The sequence below is a fragment of the Streptomyces sp. NPDC006365 genome, from assembly GCF_042870755.1.
Classification (GTDB): domain Bacteria; phylum Actinomycetota; class Actinomycetes; order Streptomycetales; family Streptomycetaceae; genus Streptomyces; species Streptomyces xiangluensis.
The window spans coordinates 31,133-48,317 of sequence record NZ_JBIAHS010000020.1 but is presented as its reverse complement, the minus strand read 5'-3'; the positions used below and the strand labels follow the sequence as shown (position 1 = coordinate 48,317).

General features: G+C 69.4%; 16 protein-coding genes. 12 read left to right on the top strand and 4 right to left on the bottom strand.

Features of this window, described 5'->3' with window-relative positions; translation table 11 throughout:
• Positions 1-94 precede the first annotated feature (94 nt).
• The 3 genes from ACFYO0_RS37470 (at position 95) to ACFYO0_RS37460 (ending at position 4,886) form a co-directional block, all read left to right on the top strand.
• The gene (locus ACFYO0_RS37470; RefSeq protein WP_388685335.1) at positions 95-2,410 is read left to right on the top strand and encodes a CDP-glycerol glycerophosphotransferase family protein; all 2,316 of its coding nucleotides are present in this window, start codon (positions 95-97) and stop codon (positions 2,408-2,410) included.
• A 60-nt stretch (positions 2,411-2,470) separates the two neighbouring features.
• Entirely contained in the window at positions 2,471-3,418 is a 948-nt protein-coding gene (locus tag ACFYO0_RS37465) for a class I SAM-dependent methyltransferase (protein ID WP_388685332.1), read from the top strand.
• A gap of 184 nt (positions 3,419-3,602) precedes the next feature.
• Entirely contained in the window at positions 3,603-4,886 is a 1,284-nt protein-coding gene (locus ACFYO0_RS37460) for an ArnT family glycosyltransferase (protein WP_388685331.1), read from the top strand.
• Between the two features lie 22 nt (positions 4,887-4,908).
• On the opposite strand, the gene ACFYO0_RS37455 is transcribed toward ACFYO0_RS37460, so the two are convergent.
• On the bottom strand, positions 4,909-5,322 hold the full coding sequence (locus ACFYO0_RS37455) for an organic hydroperoxide resistance protein (RefSeq protein ID WP_388685328.1): 414 nt from the start codon (positions 5,320-5,322) through the stop codon (positions 4,909-4,911).
• 112 nt (positions 5,323-5,434) lie between these two features.
• Between ACFYO0_RS37455 and ACFYO0_RS37450 the strand changes: the two genes are divergently transcribed.
• From ACFYO0_RS37450 to ACFYO0_RS37420, 7 genes are all read left to right on the top strand, one after another.
• Positions 5,435-5,980, top strand: a complete 546-nt coding sequence (locus tag ACFYO0_RS37450; protein WP_388685623.1) for a MarR family winged helix-turn-helix transcriptional regulator — start codon at positions 5,435-5,437, stop codon at positions 5,978-5,980.
• A gap of 129 nt (positions 5,981-6,109) precedes the next feature.
• Positions 6,110-7,774 (top strand): glycosyltransferase family 2 protein, encoded by a 1,665-nt coding sequence (locus ACFYO0_RS37445; RefSeq protein ID WP_388685326.1) that lies wholly within the window; start codon positions 6,110-6,112, stop codon positions 7,772-7,774.
• Between the two features lie 64 nt (positions 7,775-7,838).
• Positions 7,839-8,819: a UDP-glucose 4-epimerase GalE gene (gene galE / locus ACFYO0_RS37440; RefSeq protein WP_388685325.1), complete on the top strand. Its 981-nt coding sequence runs from the start codon at positions 7,839-7,841 to the stop codon at positions 8,817-8,819.
• Between the two features lie 225 nt (positions 8,820-9,044).
• Positions 9,045-9,782: a hypothetical protein gene (locus ACFYO0_RS37435; RefSeq protein WP_388685323.1), complete on the top strand. Its 738-nt coding sequence runs from the start codon at positions 9,045-9,047 to the stop codon at positions 9,780-9,782.
• 230 nt (positions 9,783-10,012) lie between these two features.
• Positions 10,013-11,056, top strand: a complete 1,044-nt coding sequence (locus tag ACFYO0_RS37430; RefSeq protein WP_388685620.1) for a DUF2330 domain-containing protein — start codon at positions 10,013-10,015, stop codon at positions 11,054-11,056.
• A 310-nt stretch (positions 11,057-11,366) separates the two neighbouring features.
• Positions 11,367-11,861, top strand: coding sequence for a hypothetical protein (locus ACFYO0_RS37425; RefSeq protein WP_388685322.1), 495 nt, complete (start codon positions 11,367-11,369; stop codon positions 11,859-11,861).
• A 606-nt stretch (positions 11,862-12,467) separates the two neighbouring features.
• The gene (locus ACFYO0_RS37420; RefSeq protein WP_388685321.1) at positions 12,468-12,929 is read left to right on the top strand and encodes a GNAT family N-acetyltransferase; all 462 of its coding nucleotides are present in this window, start codon (positions 12,468-12,470) and stop codon (positions 12,927-12,929) included.
• A 187-nt stretch (positions 12,930-13,116) separates the two neighbouring features.
• Here ACFYO0_RS37420 and ACFYO0_RS37415 read toward each other — a convergent pair whose 3' ends face one another.
• Together ACFYO0_RS37415 and ACFYO0_RS37410 are read right to left on the bottom strand one after the other, a co-directional pair.
• Positions 13,117-13,338: a hypothetical protein gene (locus ACFYO0_RS37415; protein WP_165345107.1), complete on the bottom strand. Its 222-nt coding sequence runs from the start codon at positions 13,336-13,338 to the stop codon at positions 13,117-13,119.
• A 114-nt stretch (positions 13,339-13,452) separates the two neighbouring features.
• A complete protein-coding gene (locus ACFYO0_RS37410; protein ID WP_388685319.1) occupies positions 13,453-14,112 on the bottom strand; it encodes a TetR/AcrR family transcriptional regulator in 660 nt (219 codons plus the stop codon).
• A gap of 114 nt (positions 14,113-14,226) precedes the next feature.
• On the opposite strand from ACFYO0_RS37410, the gene ACFYO0_RS37405 reads away from it, so the two are divergent.
• Positions 14,227-15,153, top strand: a complete 927-nt coding sequence (locus ACFYO0_RS37405; RefSeq protein ID WP_388685316.1) for an ABC transporter permease — start codon at positions 14,227-14,229, stop codon at positions 15,151-15,153.
• Positions 15,146-15,952 (top strand): ABC transporter ATP-binding protein, encoded by an 807-nt coding sequence (locus tag ACFYO0_RS37400; protein ID WP_388685314.1) that lies wholly within the window; start codon positions 15,146-15,148, stop codon positions 15,950-15,952. The genes ACFYO0_RS37405 and ACFYO0_RS37400 overlap by 8 nt, the downstream gene beginning before the upstream one ends.
• A 125-nt stretch (positions 15,953-16,077) precedes the next feature.
• On the opposite strand, the gene ACFYO0_RS37395 is transcribed toward ACFYO0_RS37400, so the two are convergent.
• Positions 16,078-17,181 (bottom strand): glycosyltransferase, encoded by a 1,104-nt coding sequence (locus ACFYO0_RS37395; protein ID WP_388685312.1) that lies wholly within the window; start codon positions 17,179-17,181, stop codon positions 16,078-16,080.
• Positions 17,182-17,185 lie beyond the last annotated feature (4 nt).

Below are 17,185 nucleotides of genomic sequence, written 5' to 3'. Positions count from 1 at the left end.
ACTCCCGACGTCCCCCATATGCCACATCTGGCGTAACCACGTCACCCCTTCGGCCGTTTCCGGGCAGTCTGCCGCGCCGACCCATGGATGTGACGTGCCCCGGTTCAGTGTCATCGTCCCCGCGTACAAGGTGCAGGCCTACCTGCACGAATGTCTCGCATCCGTCCTCGAACAGTCCTACCCGGACCTCGAGTTGATCGCCGTCGACGACTGCTCGCCGGACGCCTGCGGCTCGATCATCGACGAGTTCGCCGCCCGCGACCCGCGCGTACGGCCCGTGCACCTCGGGGAGAACAGGGGCCGCGGCGAAGCCCGCAACGCCGGTCTGGAGCGCGCGAAGGGCGACTACCTGGTCTTCCTGGACGGCGCCGACACCCTCACCCCGCACGCCCTGCGCGCGCTCGCCGACCGGCTGAACGAGACCGAGGAACCGGACGTCCTGGTCTACGACTTCGCGCGCACCTTCTGGACGGGCGAAACGGTACGCAACGTCCAGGCGGCGCAGCTCACCGAGCGCGGCCCGGCGCCGTTTTGCCTCGACGACCGGCCGGGGCTGCTCAAGGTCCTCATGGTGGTGGGGAACAAGGCGTACCGCCGGGAGTTCATCGAGCGGGAGGGCTTCACGTTCTCTCCCGGCCACTACGAGGACACCCCCTGGACGTACTCGGTCCTGATGGCCTCCGAGACCATCGCGACGCTCGACCGCGTCTGTGTCCACTACCGCGGGCGGCGTCAGGGGAGCATGCCCAGCACGCCCGGCACGACCACCGGCCGGGGTCACTTCGACATCTTCGACCAGTACGACCGTGTCTTCACCCATCTCGACGCGCACCCGGAACTGGCGCACTGGCGCCCCGTCCTGTTCCGCCGCATGGTCGACCATCTCTCGGCCGTGTTCCTCGGACGCGACCGGCTGCCGCGCGGCTCCCGTCCCGAGTTCCTGCGCAGGGCCCGCGCGCACTACGCCCGTTACCGGGTTCCGGGCGCCCGCCTCCCGGCCCGCAACTGGCTGCGGCACGTGCTCATCCGCCTGGGCAGCCACCGCACGTATCGCACCCTGTGGGCGGCGGCACAGCTGAAGAGACGGGTGACGGAGGTCGTCTCGGCGGCGTTCCGCGGCGCACGGGCCATGGCGCTGTGGCTGCACTACCGCGTCCAGCTCCGGCTTCCCGTACGGGGCGACCGCGCCGTGTTCTCCAACGGGGACGGACGCGGTTACGGCTGCAACCCGGCAGCCCTGGAGGACGCGTTCCGGACATACGCGCCGGACATCCGCACCGCGTGGATCGCGGCGCCCGAGCACCACCACACCGTCCCGACCGCGACCCGCAAGCTGAGCCCGGACACGGCCGCGTACTGGACGGCGCTCGCCCGCTCCAAGTACCTCGTCAGCAACGTCGACTTCGACCGCAAGCTGGTCAAGCGACCGGGTCAGATCCTGGTCCAGACGCAGTCCGGCACGCCGCTCAAGCGCATGGGCCTGGATCTCCAGGACCGCCCGGCGGCGGCCCGCGGCACGGACTTCGCCGAGCTGCTGCGCGGAGTCGACCAGTGGGACTACTGCCTGTCCGGCAACCGCCACTCCACGCTCGTCTGGGAGCGCGTCTTCCCCTCCGGCTATACGACGCTCGAGTACGGCCAGCACCGCAACGACGTGTTCCAGCGGGCGACTTCGGCGGACGTGGCCCGGCTGCGCGAAACACTCGGCATCCCGGAAGGCTCGGTCGCGATCCTGTACGCGCCGACGCACCGCGACTACCGCCGCTCCCAGCGTCACATGCTCGACCTGGAGCGCGTCCTGCGCCAACTCGGCCCGCGCTTCGTGCTGTTGACCCGCGCGCACCCTTCGCCCGAGCAGCCGCCGGCCCGCAGCGGCGGCCGTCTGATCGATGTGTCGGGGCATCCGAGCATCGAGTCCCTGTGCCTGGCCTCGGACGCGCTGATCACCGACTACTCCTCCCTGATGTTCGACTATGCGAATCTCGACCGGCCGATCGTGATCCACGCGGACGACTGGGCGGCGTACGAGGCGGCACGTGGCACGTACTTCGATCTGCGCACGTTCCCGCCGGGAGTCGTCGCGCGCAGCGACGACGAACTCATCGACATCTTCGCGACCGGCCACTGGCGCGGTTCGCGCTCCGCGCAGCTGAGGGCCGCGTTCCGGGAGCGCTTCTGCCCGTACGACGACGGACGGGCCGCCGAGCGTGTCGTACGCCGGGTGGTGCTCGGTGAGACCGCCGGGCTGCCGGCCGTGGTGCCGCTCGACGAGCGCCATCCGGTGCCATCGGTGGAAGACGGCATTCCAGGGGTGCTCGATTCCCCCCGAACCGGTGACTATCCGACCGCCTCACCACCGGCAACTGTTTCGACACCCGGAGTTTCCGTTCCCGTCGTTGACAGTCCCTGAAGCCCTCGGATCCCATCCCTGGACACAGAAATTCCATAGACCCCGCTGTACGGAGTACACATGACCTCCAGCACCACCGAGCTGCCCCGTCCCAAAACGCTGTCGGACGTCAAGGGCTGGTTCCGTGCCGTCGATCAGCAGCTGTTCGACTGGTTCCTGTCCCGGCAGCTCGAAAGCCAGCAGCCCGGCAATCTGCTGGAGCTCGGCGCTTACATGGGAAAAAGCGCCATCTTCATGGGCTCTTACCTGCGTGACGAAGACACGTTCACGGTGTGCGACCTGTTCGACTCCCCCGCGGAGGACGCGGCCAACAGCAAGGAGATGAACAAGTCGTACTCGACGCTGACCCGGCGGGCCTTCGAGGCCAACTACCTCGCGTTCCACGAGGAGTTGCCCGAGGTCATCCAGGCGCCGAGCCAGGTGGTCGCCGACCGCGTCCCGGACAAGAGCTGCCGCTTCGCGCACATCGACGCCTCGCACCTGTACGAGCACGTGAACGCGGACATCGAGGCGGTGCGCGACATCCTGCTGCCCGACGGCGTGGTCGTGCTCGACGACTACCGCGCCGAGCACTGCCCGGGCGTCGCCGCAGCCACCTGGGGAGCCATTCCCACGTTCGCGCTGCGCCCCATCTGCGTGACGGGCACCAAGTTCTACGGCACCTGGGGCGACCCCGAGCCGCTGCGCGACGCGCTGCTCGAGTGGCTTGCGGGCCGCGACGACATGTGGCACGAGGTGCAGCAGGTCGCCGGGTACGGGCTGATCCGGATAACCGGCCACAAGGCGACCGAGCCGAAGCACCCGGTGTCCAAGTACGCGGGCGAAGAGCCGGAGCCGGTCATCGAGGCGCCCAAGCCCGCCCCGAAGCCCGCGCCCGCTCCGCGCGCCGCCACGCGGCCCGCCACCGTCACCGCCGCCAAGCGGCGGCCGAGCCGCACCAGGCGGATCGCCAAGGACCTGCTGCCGCCGATCATCACGAGGGCGCTGGTCAAGGCCCGCAAGGGCTGAGGCCTCCAAGCGGACTTGCGGATGTCCGGTGCGGTACCGCGCCCCCTAAGGAGGCCGCAGGCCTCTTGGGGGCGCGGGGCTGTGACATATGCGGCTCCGCCGCGGGGCGCGACCAGCCACGACGGACCCGCAGCTGCGAACCGCACTCCCAGCGGAGCGCTTTACACGACTATGAAAGAGCCGTATGCCCCGCTTCAAGGCGCGTACCTGCGTGATCGTTCTCGCCTCCGTCTTCGCGCTGCTCCAGCTCGCCAACATCACCGGGCGGGACACTCCCGACAGCAGGAACTACCTGTCGTACGCCCTGAGTCTGCGCGGTGACAGCAAGCGGGAGGCGGCTGCCGCCACCATCGACTACGTCTGCGCGGGCCGGCACGCCGAGGCGCGCCGTGAGCGGAGCGTCGACGTGGTGCGGTTCCGGTCTCCGGGCCCGGTCGGGCGGATCCCCGAGGAGTGCCGGCGCGAGCTGTGGCCGGAGGTGGACCGGAGGCTGCGGGCCGGTCAGACGACCGCGCACACGGTGCCGTTCAACTCCGAACGGTTCATGCGGATCTTCGAGGCGCGGCCCGGGTATCCCGCGCTGCTGGCGCCGTTCGTCACGGTGTTCGGTGTGACCTGGGGCATCTGGCTGTCGAGCGTGTTCGTGGCCGCGGCCGGGGGCGTCCTCGTCTTCCTGGTCCTGCGCGCCCTGCGCGCCCCGACCGCCGTGGCCCTCACCGGGCAGGCCCTGTACTACGCCCTGCCGGTCGGCACGACCGCCATGCGCCCCATGACCGAGGGTCTCCAAGTGGCTCTGACCCTGGCGGCCTTGTGGGGCTGCGCTCTGGCACTCGACGGCCGGACGCGCACGGGCGCCGCGCTGATCGGCGGCTCGCTGCTGCTGCTCTTCACGGTGAAGCACTCGCAGGCACTGTTCCTCGGGCTGTGCCTGGTGGGGGCGTGCGCGGTGATCGCCGTACGGAGAGGGCGACTTGGCCCCGCTCCGCGGGTGATCGCCGTGGTGGCGGGTTGCGCGGCCCTGGGGACCGTGTCGGCCGCCGGGCTGCTGAACCACCCCTCCACGAACGAGAGTCTCCAGGACCTGCTCGCCCATCACTTCACGCTGCCCGACCGCGCGGACCCGTGGCCGGAGTTCTGGCGACTGGAGCTCAACTTCTGGGTGGAGTGGCTGCGTCGGCAGTTCTGGCAGCCGCTGTTCATCGCGGCGCTGGCCGCCGGGGCGTGGGGTGTGCTGCGGCAACGTCCGGCCTACGCGGCGTTCCTGATCGCGGCGGCCTTCAGCGGGGTCGTCAACCAGGCGGGGCATCCGGACATCAACATCGGCGACCGGCTGATCGTGGTGGTGTGGGTACTGGCGGTGATCGGGCTGCCGCTGCTGCTGGAGCGGGCCGCGGCGACGATGGCGGCGCTTGAAACGCCGGATGCCCGGCCCGCGTTGAGTGCGGACCGGGCAACGAACAGGGTTTGACCAGGGGCCTGCGGTTGCTCGATTACTCGACGACGAGCTCGACCGGGATGTTGCCGCGGGTGGCGTTGGAGTACGGGCAGACCTGGTGGGCCTGCTCGATCAGCTTGCGGCCGGTCTCGGCGTCCACGGAGTCGGGCAGCTCCACACGCAGAGTGACCGCGAGGCCGAACCCCTCGCCCTGCTTGCCGATGCCGACCTCGGCGGTCACCGCCGCCTCGCTGACGTCGACCTTCGCCTGCCGGCCGACCAGACCGAGGGCGCTGGCGAAGCAGGCGGAGTAGCCCGCGGCGAACAGCTGCTCCGGGTTCGTGCCCTGACCGTTGCCGCCCATCTCCTTCGGGATGCCCAGCTCGAGGTCGAGGCGGCCGTCGTTGGTGAAGGCGCGGCCCTCACGGCCGTGGGTGGCGGTGGCGACAGCGGTGTAGAGCGCGTCCATGGGAAACGTCCCTCTCATCATCAGGGTCAAGATCAAGTTCGTATCGGCGGGCCTTTGGAGTGCCTGCCGCACGACTGCAAGTAGAGCACACAATTCAATTGTGCACAATCAAATGGCGCACTTGAGTTACCCTGGAGGCATGACCGCTCCGACACCGACTCCGACTCCGGATCCCACCGTCACGGACGCCGCAGCCGACGCCCTGCCCGATGCCGGGGACTTCCTGGGTCTCGACCAGCAGATCTGCTTCTCCCTGAACGCCGCGTCGCGCGCCTTCGGCGGCGTGTACCGGGTCGTCCTGAAGGACCTCGGGCTCACCTACCCCCAGTACCTGGTCATGCTCGTGCTGTGGGAGCACGGCGAGCTGCCCGTGAAGAAGCTGGGCGAGCACCTGCGGCTCGACTCAGGGACCCTGTCGCCGCTGCTCAAGCGCCTGGAGGCGACCGGTCTCGTACGGCGTGAGCGCAGCGCCCGCGACGAGCGGTCGGTGGTCGTCGGGCTCACGGACGAGGGCGGCGTGCTGCGCGAGCGGGCACTCGCCGTACCGCGCCGGATCGCCGCCGCGACGAGCTTCGACCTGCACGAGATCCGGGAGCTGCGGGCCCGGCTCGACAAGCTCACGGCGGCACTGGACGCGGCGGAACTGCAGAACGGCTGACCGCTGAGACGCTGCTTCTGAGGGAGCTTGCGCTCATTACCGCCATCTTTCCCCACGGGACAACAAGCACCTCGTAACGGAGAATCAGTCACAAAGCCTCTGTTTCTTCCCGTGGAAGCCAGGCACACCATGCAAGCCACACACCCTCACCCGTCGCAGGTTGGCGTCATCGTCATCGGTCACGACGACGCCGCCCATGTGACGGACGCGGTGCGCTCCGCCCTCGCGCAGGGCCCGGCCGTCCGCGAGGTGATAGCCGTCGACGACTGCTCGGCGGACGGCAGCCCGGACCTCCTGGACCAGCTCGCGCGCGGCGAACCGCGCCTGAAGGTCGTACGCCGCAAGGTCAACAGCGGCGGCTGCGGGAGCCCCCGCAACGACGGGATCGACGCCACGACGGCCCCGTACGTGATGTTCCTGGACAGCGACGACGTACTGCCGCCCGGCGCGGTGGACACGCTGCTCTCCGCCGCCGTCGGGCACGGCACGGAGGTCGCGGCCGGCCTGTGCATACGCCGCGAGCTGCCGTCCGGTCGCGAGGTCCCCTGGCGGCCCGAGCTCTACGCCAGACCCGTCCTCGTCCCCCACCCCTCGCTCCGCACCCGCCTGGTCCACGACACGCTCTGCGTCAACAAGCTGTACCGCACCGGCTTCCTGCGCGAGCACGGCATTCGCTTCCCCGAAGGGCGCTTCCCCTACGAGGACTTCGTGTTCACCGCGCGCGTACTCGCCGCCGGGCCGCGCCTCGCACTGGTCCCCGACCTGGTGTACGTCTGGCACGTGCGCCGGTCCGCCGGGCGGCTGTCGATCTCGCTCGACCGGGCGGGCATGGACAACTGGCGGTCCAGGCTGACGGCCCACGGCATGGCGTACGACGTCCTCCTCGCCGCCGGTGAGAAGCGGCTCGCCCGGGCGGCGCGCGCCGCGTTCCTGGACCACAGCCTGCGGATGTACGCGCGCGAGCTCGGCCTGCGCGGTGCCGGGTACCGGCGCGAGTGGTGGGCGATCACGCGCGCGTACCTCGCGACGTTCGACGCGGGTGACTTCGCGTCCGCCCCCGCGCCCGGGCGGGTCGTCGCGCAGGTCGTCATGGCCTCCGAGGAGCCGCGCGACCTGGACCGCATCAGAGAACTCGCGTCGCGTCCGGCCCGGCTGACGCCGCCATATCCACGGGCGTCGGACGGCACCCCGCTCTGGTCCGCCGACCTGCCCCAAGTGCCCCTGGAACACCTGCTGTTCCGGCCTGTACGACTCCTCCCTGTCGCCGTCGACGCGGAACTGCGGCCACGCGCGCGTGGCACCCGGCTTCGGCTGCGTCTGCATGAGCTGTACGGGCGGATGACGGAGGCGGGACCGGCAGGCGTTGACGTCGAGTTCGTGCACCGGGAGGACGGGAGCGTGGGGCTCGGTCTCACGGCGCCGCTTCTGCCGGACGACTGCGAGGCCGGCTCCGGGGTGGACTCAGGGGTGGACTCAGGGTTCGACTCCTCGGTCGAGGCCTCGGTCGGCTCCTGGTGGGCCGAGGTGCCGGTCGACCTCTCTGCGCTCGACTCCGGCACCTGGGACCTGCGGCTGCGACTGCGGTTCCACGACGGCTCGGCCCGCGACACCACCGCGCACGCGGCCGCGGGGCCCGGACTGCTGCGTCGTACGGTCGTGCCGAGCGGCCGGCACGGCGTGTTGCTCGTCCAGCCGTACGCGACCCATTCGGGCTCGTTGGCGTTGCGGCTCGCGCCCGGTCGGCGGGGTATGACCGCCGTACTGCGCCGTCGGCTGAGGCGGCTGTTTCACTGATGCACGACGGGGCCCAGTGACCGACGATGGTCTTACCGACCGACAGACGAGGGGACGGCCGTACATGACCTGGCTGATAACCGGCGGCGCCGGCTACATCGGGGCGCACGTCGTCCGCGCGATGACTGAGGCGGGCGAACAGGCCGTGGTGTACGACGACTTGTCCACCGGGATCGCCGAGCGCGTCCCCGACGGGGTCCCGATGGTCGTCGGCTCGACCCTGGACGCGGACCGGGTGGCCCGCGTACTCACGGACCATGCCGTCACCGGTGTCGTCCACCTGGCGGCGAAGAAGCAGGTCGGCGAGTCGGTCGAGCTGCCGCTGCACTACTACCACGAGAACGTCGAGGGTCTGCGGGTGCTGTTGTCCGCCGTGACCGAGGTGGGAGTGCCCTCCTTCGTGTTCTCGTCCTCAGCGGCGGTGTACGGCATGCCGGATGTCGACCTGGTGACCGAGGAGACGCCCTGCGTGCCGATGAGCCCGTACGGCGAGACCAAGCTGGCGGGCGAGTGGCTGACCCGCGCCGCAGGCCGCGCACACGGCCTGTCGACCGCCTCCCTGCGCTACTTCAACGTGGCGGGCGCGGCAACGCCGGAGCTGGCCGACGTCGGGGTCTTCAACATCGTGCCGATGGTCTTCGAACAGCTCACGGAGGGCGCGCCGCCACGGATCTTCGGCGACGACTATCCGACGCCGGACGGCACGTGCGTACGCGACTACATCCACGTGGTCGACCTGGCCGAGGCACACGTGGCGGCGGCCCGCCGTCTGTCCGCGTCCCCCGGCACGGACCTGACCCTCAACATCGGCCGCGGCGAGGGTGTATCGGTCCGCGAGATGATCGACCTGATCAACGACCTCACGGGCTACGACCTGCCCCCGGTCGTCACGCCCCGCCGCCCCGGAGACCCGCCCCGCGTCGTGGCGTCGGCCGCCCGCATCGCCGACGAACTGGGCTGGAAGGCCAGGTACAACGTGGCCGACATGATCACGTCGGCCTGGGAGGGATGGGTACGGCTGTATCCGGGGGCACAGCGCGTCTGAGGGAGTCCTGACGGGACCAGGTCGGTCAGGGACTTGACGCCGAACTGCGAACCGGTGTCCCTGAATCCGCGTTGATTCGATGCCTCGGTCGGCCTGGCGATAGGGTCCACACGTGCGTTGATCTTCCGGGCGGCGGCCAAGTGTCGCCGCGGACGGTGCGGGGCGCCCCGACAGCGGGGCCGCCCCGGCAGGCATACCCGTCACCATCCCACCGGAGATCACACAGTGACTGCTCAGCAGCCCCTCACTTACGACGCGTTCGTCGAACTCGCCCTCGCTGATTCCGCCGTCGTCGGCCTGGTTCTCAAAGGTTCGCGGGCCCACGAAGGCCTGACCACCAAGTACTCCGACCACGACCTGTACGTCATCCTCGCCGATGACGCGGCAACGGATCTCACCCGGTTCACAGGCCACCGCACCCCCGAGCTCGACCTCGTCGTCGTCCCGCTCAGCGAGTTCCGCACGGCCGGAATGCCCGGCTTCGAGCGCTACGCCCTCGCCCGCGCCCGGATCGTGCTCGACCGGCTCGACGGAGGCATCGCCCAGCTCCTGGTCGACAAGGCACGTCTCGACGCAGATGAAGCCTTCCGGGACTCCCGTGGCTGGCTCGACGCCTATGCCAACTCCCTCTACCGCTCCGTCAAGAACGACCGCGACGGCCATTCACTCGCCGCCCGCCTGGACGCCGCCGACAGCATTCGATTCCTGCTGGAGCTGCTCTTCGCTCTCGACCGTCGTCCTCGCCCCTACAACAGGTACCTGGAGTGGGAACTCGCCCGATACCCGCTGCCCGGCTGGGACACCGACATGCTGCTCGGCGCTCTGGCCCACATCTCAGGAACAGGCGACGTGCCCCTGCAACGACACGTCTTCGCCCGTGTCGAGCCGGCGGCCCGGCGGGCCGGACACGGTGCGGTGCTGGATGCATGGGGCGAGGATCTCGGCCTGATGCGACCGCGGTAGAGGGACGTCGGCGGAGGGCGGACTGCGCGACCACCACGATGCCTGCGAGAGATTTTCACCTCCACCGGGTGCGAACTGGCCCACGGTTCAACGGAGTTCAGCCGCGTCCCGGCTGTCCCCGTCCCGTTTCAGTCCCGGGTAGGAACCGGCCGGGTCCGCGCGTCGTCCGTACGTGCGGCGAACGTCAAGGGGGCAAGTACGTGAGACAGAAGTTGCTGGTGGTCGTGCTGATGCTGGTCGGACTCCAGATCGGCTCACTGATCAGCCCGGCCTACGCGTGCGGCTGCGGCGCGATGGTGGTCGACGACGCGATGCGGGTCAGCGTGGACCAGGAAGTCTCGGCAGTGCGCTGGGACGGGCGCACCGAGCAGATCGCGATGCAGCTGACAGTCGACGGGAACGCCGCGGAGGCCGCATGGATCATGCCCGTACCCGATCGGGCGACGGTCGAGCTGGGCGACTCCTCACTGTTCGACGCCCTCGGGGGCGAGATCAGGCCCGAGCAGCGCGCCCGCCACCACTTCTGGCCCGACAGCGACGACTGGCCTCTCGACTGGCTCACCGGCCACGCGGACGACGCCGGCGCCGCCCCGCAGGACCCCGGCTCCGTCGGCGTGGTCGGCCGCGGGCGCCTCGGCCCCTTCGACCTGGCCCGGCTGACCGCCACCGACCCGGATGCCCTGCGCGACTGGCTGGCCGACAACGGTTTCGAGCTCCCGGAAGCCCTCGCGAGCGAGCTGGAGCCGTATGTGGACGCGGAGTGGGAGTACGTGGCGGTCCGGCTGGCCCCCGAGGAGAACGGCGAGGTGCTGACGGGCAACCTCGATCCGCTGCTGCTCAGCTTCGCCAGCGACGAGCTGGTGTACCCGATGCGGCTGTCCCGGCTGGCGAAGACCCCTCAGTCGCTGGGGCTGTATGTGCTGGCCGACCACCGTATGGAGCCGCGTTCGGCGATCGGGGGGCGCGAGCCGGAGCTGCTGTATGCCGGGAAGGTCGTTCCCAAGGACGCGGTACGGGACTTCGCGGGTTCCGGGGATCTCTTCCTCACGGCGTACCGGCAGGAGTTCCCCGAGCCGGATCGCATCAACGGCGACCATGAGCTGCGCAGGGCGGAGGCCGACACGCCGTACCAGCGCGTGACGTACTACGAGGGCGGTGTGACGAGGGTCGGCGGTGTCCCGGCCTGGATACTGACGGTGGCCGGATTCCTGGCTCTCGTGGCGCCGGCGGTCCTGTTCAGGGTCCGGCGGGCGCGCTCGACTCCCAGGCGGTGAACAACGGCGTTTCACCGCTGCCGTCCAGCGCCACCATGCTGAACCTCCTGGCGCGGCCGGCGGCCCCGGACAGTGCCTGACTGCAACTCCGCCTTTGCCAGTCTTGGAACCTCAGGCAGTGCACGGGGTTGCGGCGGGACGCCGTCCAGCGGTGAACGCGGCTGGCGGGACACCCATGAAGTGGCGGAACTCGGCCGTCATGTGGGACTGGTCGCAGTCGTTTGGCCCTCGTGCGGCATCGATCCGGGTTCGTGCCGAACCACCGGACCAGGGACGTTCACCCTTTTCGATCAGTAGTGTTTACCGCACTATGACCTCTCAGAAGCCACAACGTACCCGTCAGAAGCCAATAAGCACCGGCGGCAGGGTGTTCTTCTGGGTGGTGGTCGTGCTCATCCTGCTGCTGACCTGCGTTCTCGGCCTAGGCATGATCATTACCGAGGGCCTTGGCGCCCGCAGCGCTCTGGCGCACGGCCCGGTGGGCACGCTCACCCCCACCGACAAAAAGTGCGGCGATGAGTCCTGCGCCTGGGTGGGAACGTTCGCCAGCGCCGACGGCACGGTCACCGAAGAGGACGTGGAGCTGAAGGACGCCGCAAAGGTTCGGCGAGGCGACCCGATGCCGGCCACCATCGACGACGTGCGCCTGGACGACGAAGCCACCCGCCCGACCGCCTACACCGCCGACTACAGCTGGCACGGGGCCGTGTTCAAGGGAAGCCTGCTCTTGCTCGTGGGGCTGGGGATTTCGGGTGGCCTGGTGATGATGATGAAGCGGCATCGAGCCGCCGTTGTTTCTTCGTGAGCGCCGCTCCGATTCTGGGCGCTGACCTGGCTCTATGAGGGCTTGGGCTTCCCCTCGGAATTGCGTTCGGAGCACCGTTGCCGAGGGGAGCCGAGTCCGGGTCAGGAAGCCCGCGATGGAGGCTTACGTCGGGATCGATGTGTGGAACTCCGCCTCCGGCTGCCCGCCCCGGCCGCGCATCCGGCTCGGCACCGGCAGCAGACCGGTACGACAACAGCTACCAGCGCCCGCACCGTAGACCAGACGTATGGTGCTGCGACCGCCGGTGGAACCGATGCCGGCGCAGGCCCGCGACCAGTTGCCTGCGCCGGGATCCCTGCCCGGCGGCCTGGTTCTTCAGCCGAAGTTCGACGGTTCTCCAGACATGCGGAGATGTCTTGTTCGGGCAGGCCAGTAGAGTGACGGCGGACGAGAGAAGAGATCCTCCGATGGACTCCCGCATATCGCGCATCCGCTCCAAGCTGGCGAAGGTCCCGTACCCGGCGCAGCGCAGCCACTCGATGGGCGCCGGGCGTCACGCGTTTCGCGTTGGCCCGCGCATCAGTTCCGCGCAGAACGAGTCGTACGGGAGGCAGACCAATCACTGCGAACATCACGCGGACGGAAGTGGACAGCTTGAACGACCCTTACGAACTGAGCGTGTGTGTGCCCTCCGTCGAGGTCTTCCGCCGCCTGCGCACCGATGCCGGTCTCTCGGACAAGGACCCCGAAGCGGCGGCGCTCGCCCTGCCCAATACGTGGCATGGGGTGGTCCTTCACCATGAGGGGGAGCCCATCGGTATGGGGCGCGTCATCGGTGACGGCGGCACCGCGTTCCAGATCGTCGACATCTGCGTCCACCCCGCACACCAGGGCCGCGGCCTCGGCAAGCGCATCATGGCCGCCCTCACCGGGGAACTGGAGCGCCGGGCGCCCGCCACCGCCTATGTCTCGCTGATCGCGGACGGCCCCGCACGCTTTCTGTACGAGAAGTTCGGGTTCGCTGACACCGCCGAGCACGACTCGATCGGGATGTATCGCGTGATGGGCGGGAGTCCTGGACTCAGCGGATCAGGGGCGGAGCCATAGACGCACGTCAGGCGCGGTCTGGTTTACGACAACGCCTCACTGTTCAGTCGCTCCGCCTCGTGCGGACGAGCCGCCCGTGCCGTGGGGCTGACGGAGCGACTGGTTCGGTGGCCGCGAGGGCGGAAACGCGTTCGCCGCGGGCGGGACGGCTGTCCCACTCCGCGGCGAGCGTTGCCGACGGGCTCCGTCAGAGTTTGTCCATGCGGGTGTAGGGGCTGACGATTCGGGCCTGGCGGGCGCCGAAGTCGACGAGCATCGCGACGCCGTCCTCGACGCCGACGATCGTGCCCAGGCCGAACTGGTCGTGCGACACTCGGTCGCCCAGAGCGAAGTGCTTGGCGACGGGGGCAACCGGAGCTTTGAAGGGACTGGTGGGCAGATGGCGCCGGGGCGCGGAAGGCTTCGTCATCGTGAAACCAGTATGCGCCAGCGCGGGCCCGAGGTGTGAGTCACGGATGACAACGATCCGGCGCCCGGTCTGCAACGCGGGCTACCGCGCGCCCCACCAGAGCCCCCACACCACCTACAACGCCTTGAGCGCCACAGCCGTGGCCCGCGCCAGGTTCTCCAGGTAGCCCTTCGGCAGCTCCGGACTACGGATCACCACCGAGCGCCAGTACAGCGGGCCGGAGATGAGGTCGAGGGCCATCTCGTCGTCGATGCCCATACGGACCTCGCCGCGCCGCTCGGCCGCCGCGACGATGCCGCTCGCGACGCCCTCCTGCCCTTCCCGCAGGGCCTTCTGCATGGCCTCCGCGATGTCCGGGTTGCGGGCCGCCTCCGCCTGGAGGTCGGGGATGATCTGCGAGGCGACGGGGTGGCGCAGAGCGCGGGCCGTGACCTCGTACAGCAGCCTCAGATCGCCCTCCAGGGTGCCGGTGTCCGGCGCCGGCAAGCCCTGTACCGCGATCGCCGACACAAGGTCGAGCACCAGGTGCAGCTTGGAACGCCACCGGCGGTAGACCGCCGTCTTGCCGACGCCCGCGCGGCGCGCGATGCCCTCGATCGACATCCGGGCGTAGCCGACGGCTGCGAGTTCCTCGAAGACGGCCGACCGGATGGCTTCCGTCACATCCTCGCGGAGTACGGCCGCCCCGGCGGGAACCCTTCGGCGCGGCTGCTGGGGGCTCTGGGCGGCTCCGTCGGCATTTCCGGCAGCTTTCCCGTCGGGGTTCGTCGTCATGACCACAGCATAGGGGCGTCACGACGAAACGGTTGCGTTCCGACGTCGAATCGACTTACGCTCACGTTGCGACGATACGGTCCCGTCCCGACGTAAACGCCAAAGGATGCCGATGTGAGTCAGGTCCTCGACACAGCGCTTCCGGCGCCGGCCCACCCCGACGCCCCGCCCGACGACCCCGCCGCGCTCGCCGCCCGTTACGGCCTCACAGTCAGCGGCGCCCGCCCCTCCCTGCCCGCGTACGTCCGCCAGCTGTGGGCGCGGCGGCACTTCATCACGGCGTTCGCGACGGCCAGGCTCACCGCGCAGTACAGCCAGGCGAAGCTCGGGCAGGTCTGGCAGGTGGCGACGCCGCTGCTGAACGCGGCGGTCTACTACCTCGTCTTCGGCAAGCTGATGGGCACCAGCCGGGGAGTGCCCGACTACGTCCCGTTCCTGGTCACGGGCGTGTTCGTGTGGACGTTCACGCAGAGTTCGATCATGGCGGGCACGCGGGCGATCTCCGGCAGCCTCGGCTTGGTCAGGGCGCTGCACTTCCCGCGGGCCGCGCTGCCGGTGTCGTACGCGCTGCAACAACTCCAGCAGTTGCTGTTCTCGATGGCCGCGCTGGTCGTGATCCTGCTCTGCTTCGGGGTGCCGGTCGCGGCGTCCTGGCTGCTGGCGGTCCCGGCTCTGGCACTTCAGTTCGTGTTCAACGCGGGCGTGGCGATGATCATGGCCCGCATGGGGGCGAAGACGCCGGACATCGCGCAGCTGATGCCGTTCGTGCTGCGCACCTGGATGTACGTCTCAGGTGTCATGTGGAGCATCGACAGGGTGCTCAGCGGTCACCAGGACCTGCCGCAGGTCCTGCTGCTCGCGCTGGAGTGCAATCCAGCCGCGATCTACATCGACCTCATGCGGTTCGCGCTGATCGACAGCTTCCAGGCGGGCCAGTTGCCGCACCACGTGTGGGCGCTCGCGATCGGCTGGGCGCTCCTCGCGGGCGTCGGCGGCTTCATCTACTTCTGGAAGGCCGAGGAGACGTACGGCCGTGGCTGAACACACTGAGCACACTGAGTACGGCGAGAAGATCCCCACCGTCATCGCCGACCGCGTCGACATCGTCTACCGGGTCAACGGCACCGGCGCCGGCCGCGGCTCCGCGACCGCCGCGCTCAACCGCATCCTCCGCGGCAAGAAGACGGAGCAGGCGGCGGGCGTACGCAAGGTGCACGCGGTCAAGACCGTGTCCTTCACCGCGTACAAGGGGGAGGCCATCGGGCTGATCGGAACGAACGGGTCCGGCAAGTCGACCCTGCTCAAGGCGGTCGCGGGGCTGCTGCCCGTGGAGAGCGGCCGTATCTTCACGCATGGCCAGCCGTCCCTGCTCGGCGTGAACGCCGCTCTGATGAACGACCTCACCGGTGAGCGCAATGTCCGCCTGGGAGGGCTCGCCATGGGGATGTCCCGCGAGCAGATCCGTGAGCGGTACGACGAGATCGTCGACTTCTCCGGGATCAATGAGAAGGGCGACTTCATCACGTTGCCCATGCGCACGTATTCCTCCGGGATGGCGGCACGGCTCCGGTTCTCGATCGCCGCCGCGAAGGATCACGACGTGCTGATGATCGACGAGGCGCTGGCCACCGGGGATCGCTCGTTCCAGAAGCGGTCCGAGGCCCGGATCCGGGAGCTGCGGAAGCACGCGGGCACGGTGTTCCTGGTCAGTCACAACAACAAGTCGATCCGCGATACGTGTGACCGGGTGCTGTGGCTGGAGCGGGGGATGCTCCGCATGGACGGGGCGACGGAGGATGTGCTCAAGGAGTATGAAAGGTTCACCGCAAGTCAGCGGTAGCGCTGCGCGGGATCGCCGTAGTACTGCAGTGGTTGTGCGGGTGCGGGCTGTGTGTGGCTGGTCGCGCAGTTCCCCGCGCCCCTAAAGGGCGCCCCCAGCACCTTTCGAAATCAGCGCCCCAAATATCAGCGCTCCAAGAACGCGAACAAGCCCTCCCAGCGCCGTACGACCTCATCCGTCCTGTATCGCTGGATGTTCGCCCTCGCCGCGTCCCCCATCCGGTCCCGCAGCTCCTTGTCGGACATCAACATGCCCAGCCTGCGGGCCAGTTCACCCGTGTTGCCGAGGCCCGCGAGCAGACCGTCCTCCCCGTCCCGGACGATCTCGCGTACTCCGGGCGCGCAGTCGAACGCGGCGCACGGCAGGCCCGTCGCCATCGCCTCCATCAGGGCGAGCGGGAAGCCCTCACCCCGCGATGACTGGACGAAGACCGAGCCGCCGCGCAACGCGCCCGGCACATCGCCCGTACTCCCCATCCACTCGACACGGTTGTCGAGCCCCAGTGCCGTGCACTGCTTCTTCAGGAATTCCTCGTCCTCCCCGGAGCCGTAGATCCGCAGCGTCCAGTCGGGGTGGTGCGGTGCGACCTCGGACCAGGTGTCGAGGAGCATGTCGATGCCCTTCTGGTCGTGCAGTCGGCCCATGCTGACGACCACGTTCACGGTGCGCGGCGAAGGGATGTCAGGTATGAAGGGCAGCGGATTCGGCATGTACGAGACGTTGTTGAGGCCCTGGCCGATCCACAGGTCGGCGTCCTCGCGGGTCAGGGCGAGCAGGCGGTCGACGTCGCGGTAGTGCCTGAGCACGCGCCGGAAGCGCCCGGCCGCCTTGGAGTACGCGAACGACTCGTGGGTCATGCCGATGACGGTCACGCCCCGTGTGTCGGCCAGTTCCACCCACTCCATGGCCCACACCTGCGTGACGATCACGACCGCGCCGGGCCGCGCCGCCCGGAACAGCGCCGTCAGCCTGGCGGCCTGCTCGAGCATGCTCGCCCGGCGGGCGCGGCCGGGACGGGGCGGCTGGGCGTCGTACAAGGTCGTTGTGGGGTACGGGAGTTCGTCGCCCAGCTCCTGTTCGACCTCGGCCGGAGTGACGCCGACCATGTGCACGCGATGCCCGCGCCCGGTGAACAACCGGGCCATCTGGTGCGACCAACTCGTCACTCCGCCCAGCTCGTTGACGCTGTTGGAGACGAAGAAGACGTCCCGCTCGGGACACCCGGTCACGCAC

Excerpts from the sequence above, each read along its gene's own strand:
- ACFYO0_RS37465 (WP_388685332.1), top strand. The coding sequence starts at position 2,471 with ATGACCTCCAGCACCACCGAGCTGCCCCGTCCCAAAACGCTGTCGGAC.
- ACFYO0_RS37460 (WP_388685331.1), top strand. The coding sequence starts at position 3,603 with ATGCCCCGCTTCAAGGCGCGTACCTGCGTGATCGTTCTCGCCTCCGTC.
- ACFYO0_RS37455 (WP_388685328.1), bottom strand. The coding sequence starts at position 5,322 with ATGGACGCGCTCTACACCGCTGTCGCCACCGCCACCCACGGCCGTGAG.
- ACFYO0_RS37450 (WP_388685623.1), top strand. The coding sequence starts at position 5,435 with ATGGCGCACTTGAGTTACCCTGGAGGCATGACCGCTCCGACACCGACT.
- ACFYO0_RS37445 (WP_388685326.1), top strand. The coding sequence starts at position 6,110 with ATGCAAGCCACACACCCTCACCCGTCGCAGGTTGGCGTCATCGTCATC.
- galE (WP_388685325.1), top strand. The coding sequence starts at position 7,839 with ATGACCTGGCTGATAACCGGCGGCGCCGGCTACATCGGGGCGCACGTC.
- ACFYO0_RS37430 (WP_388685620.1), top strand. The coding sequence starts at position 10,013 with ATGCTGGTCGGACTCCAGATCGGCTCACTGATCAGCCCGGCCTACGCG.
- ACFYO0_RS37425 (WP_388685322.1), top strand. The coding sequence starts at position 11,367 with ATGACCTCTCAGAAGCCACAACGTACCCGTCAGAAGCCAATAAGCACC.
- ACFYO0_RS37415 (WP_165345107.1), bottom strand. The coding sequence starts at position 13,338 with ATGACGAAGCCTTCCGCGCCCCGGCGCCATCTGCCCACCAGTCCCTTC.
- ACFYO0_RS37410 (WP_388685319.1), bottom strand. The coding sequence starts at position 14,112 with ATGACGACGAACCCCGACGGGAAAGCTGCCGGAAATGCCGACGGAGCC.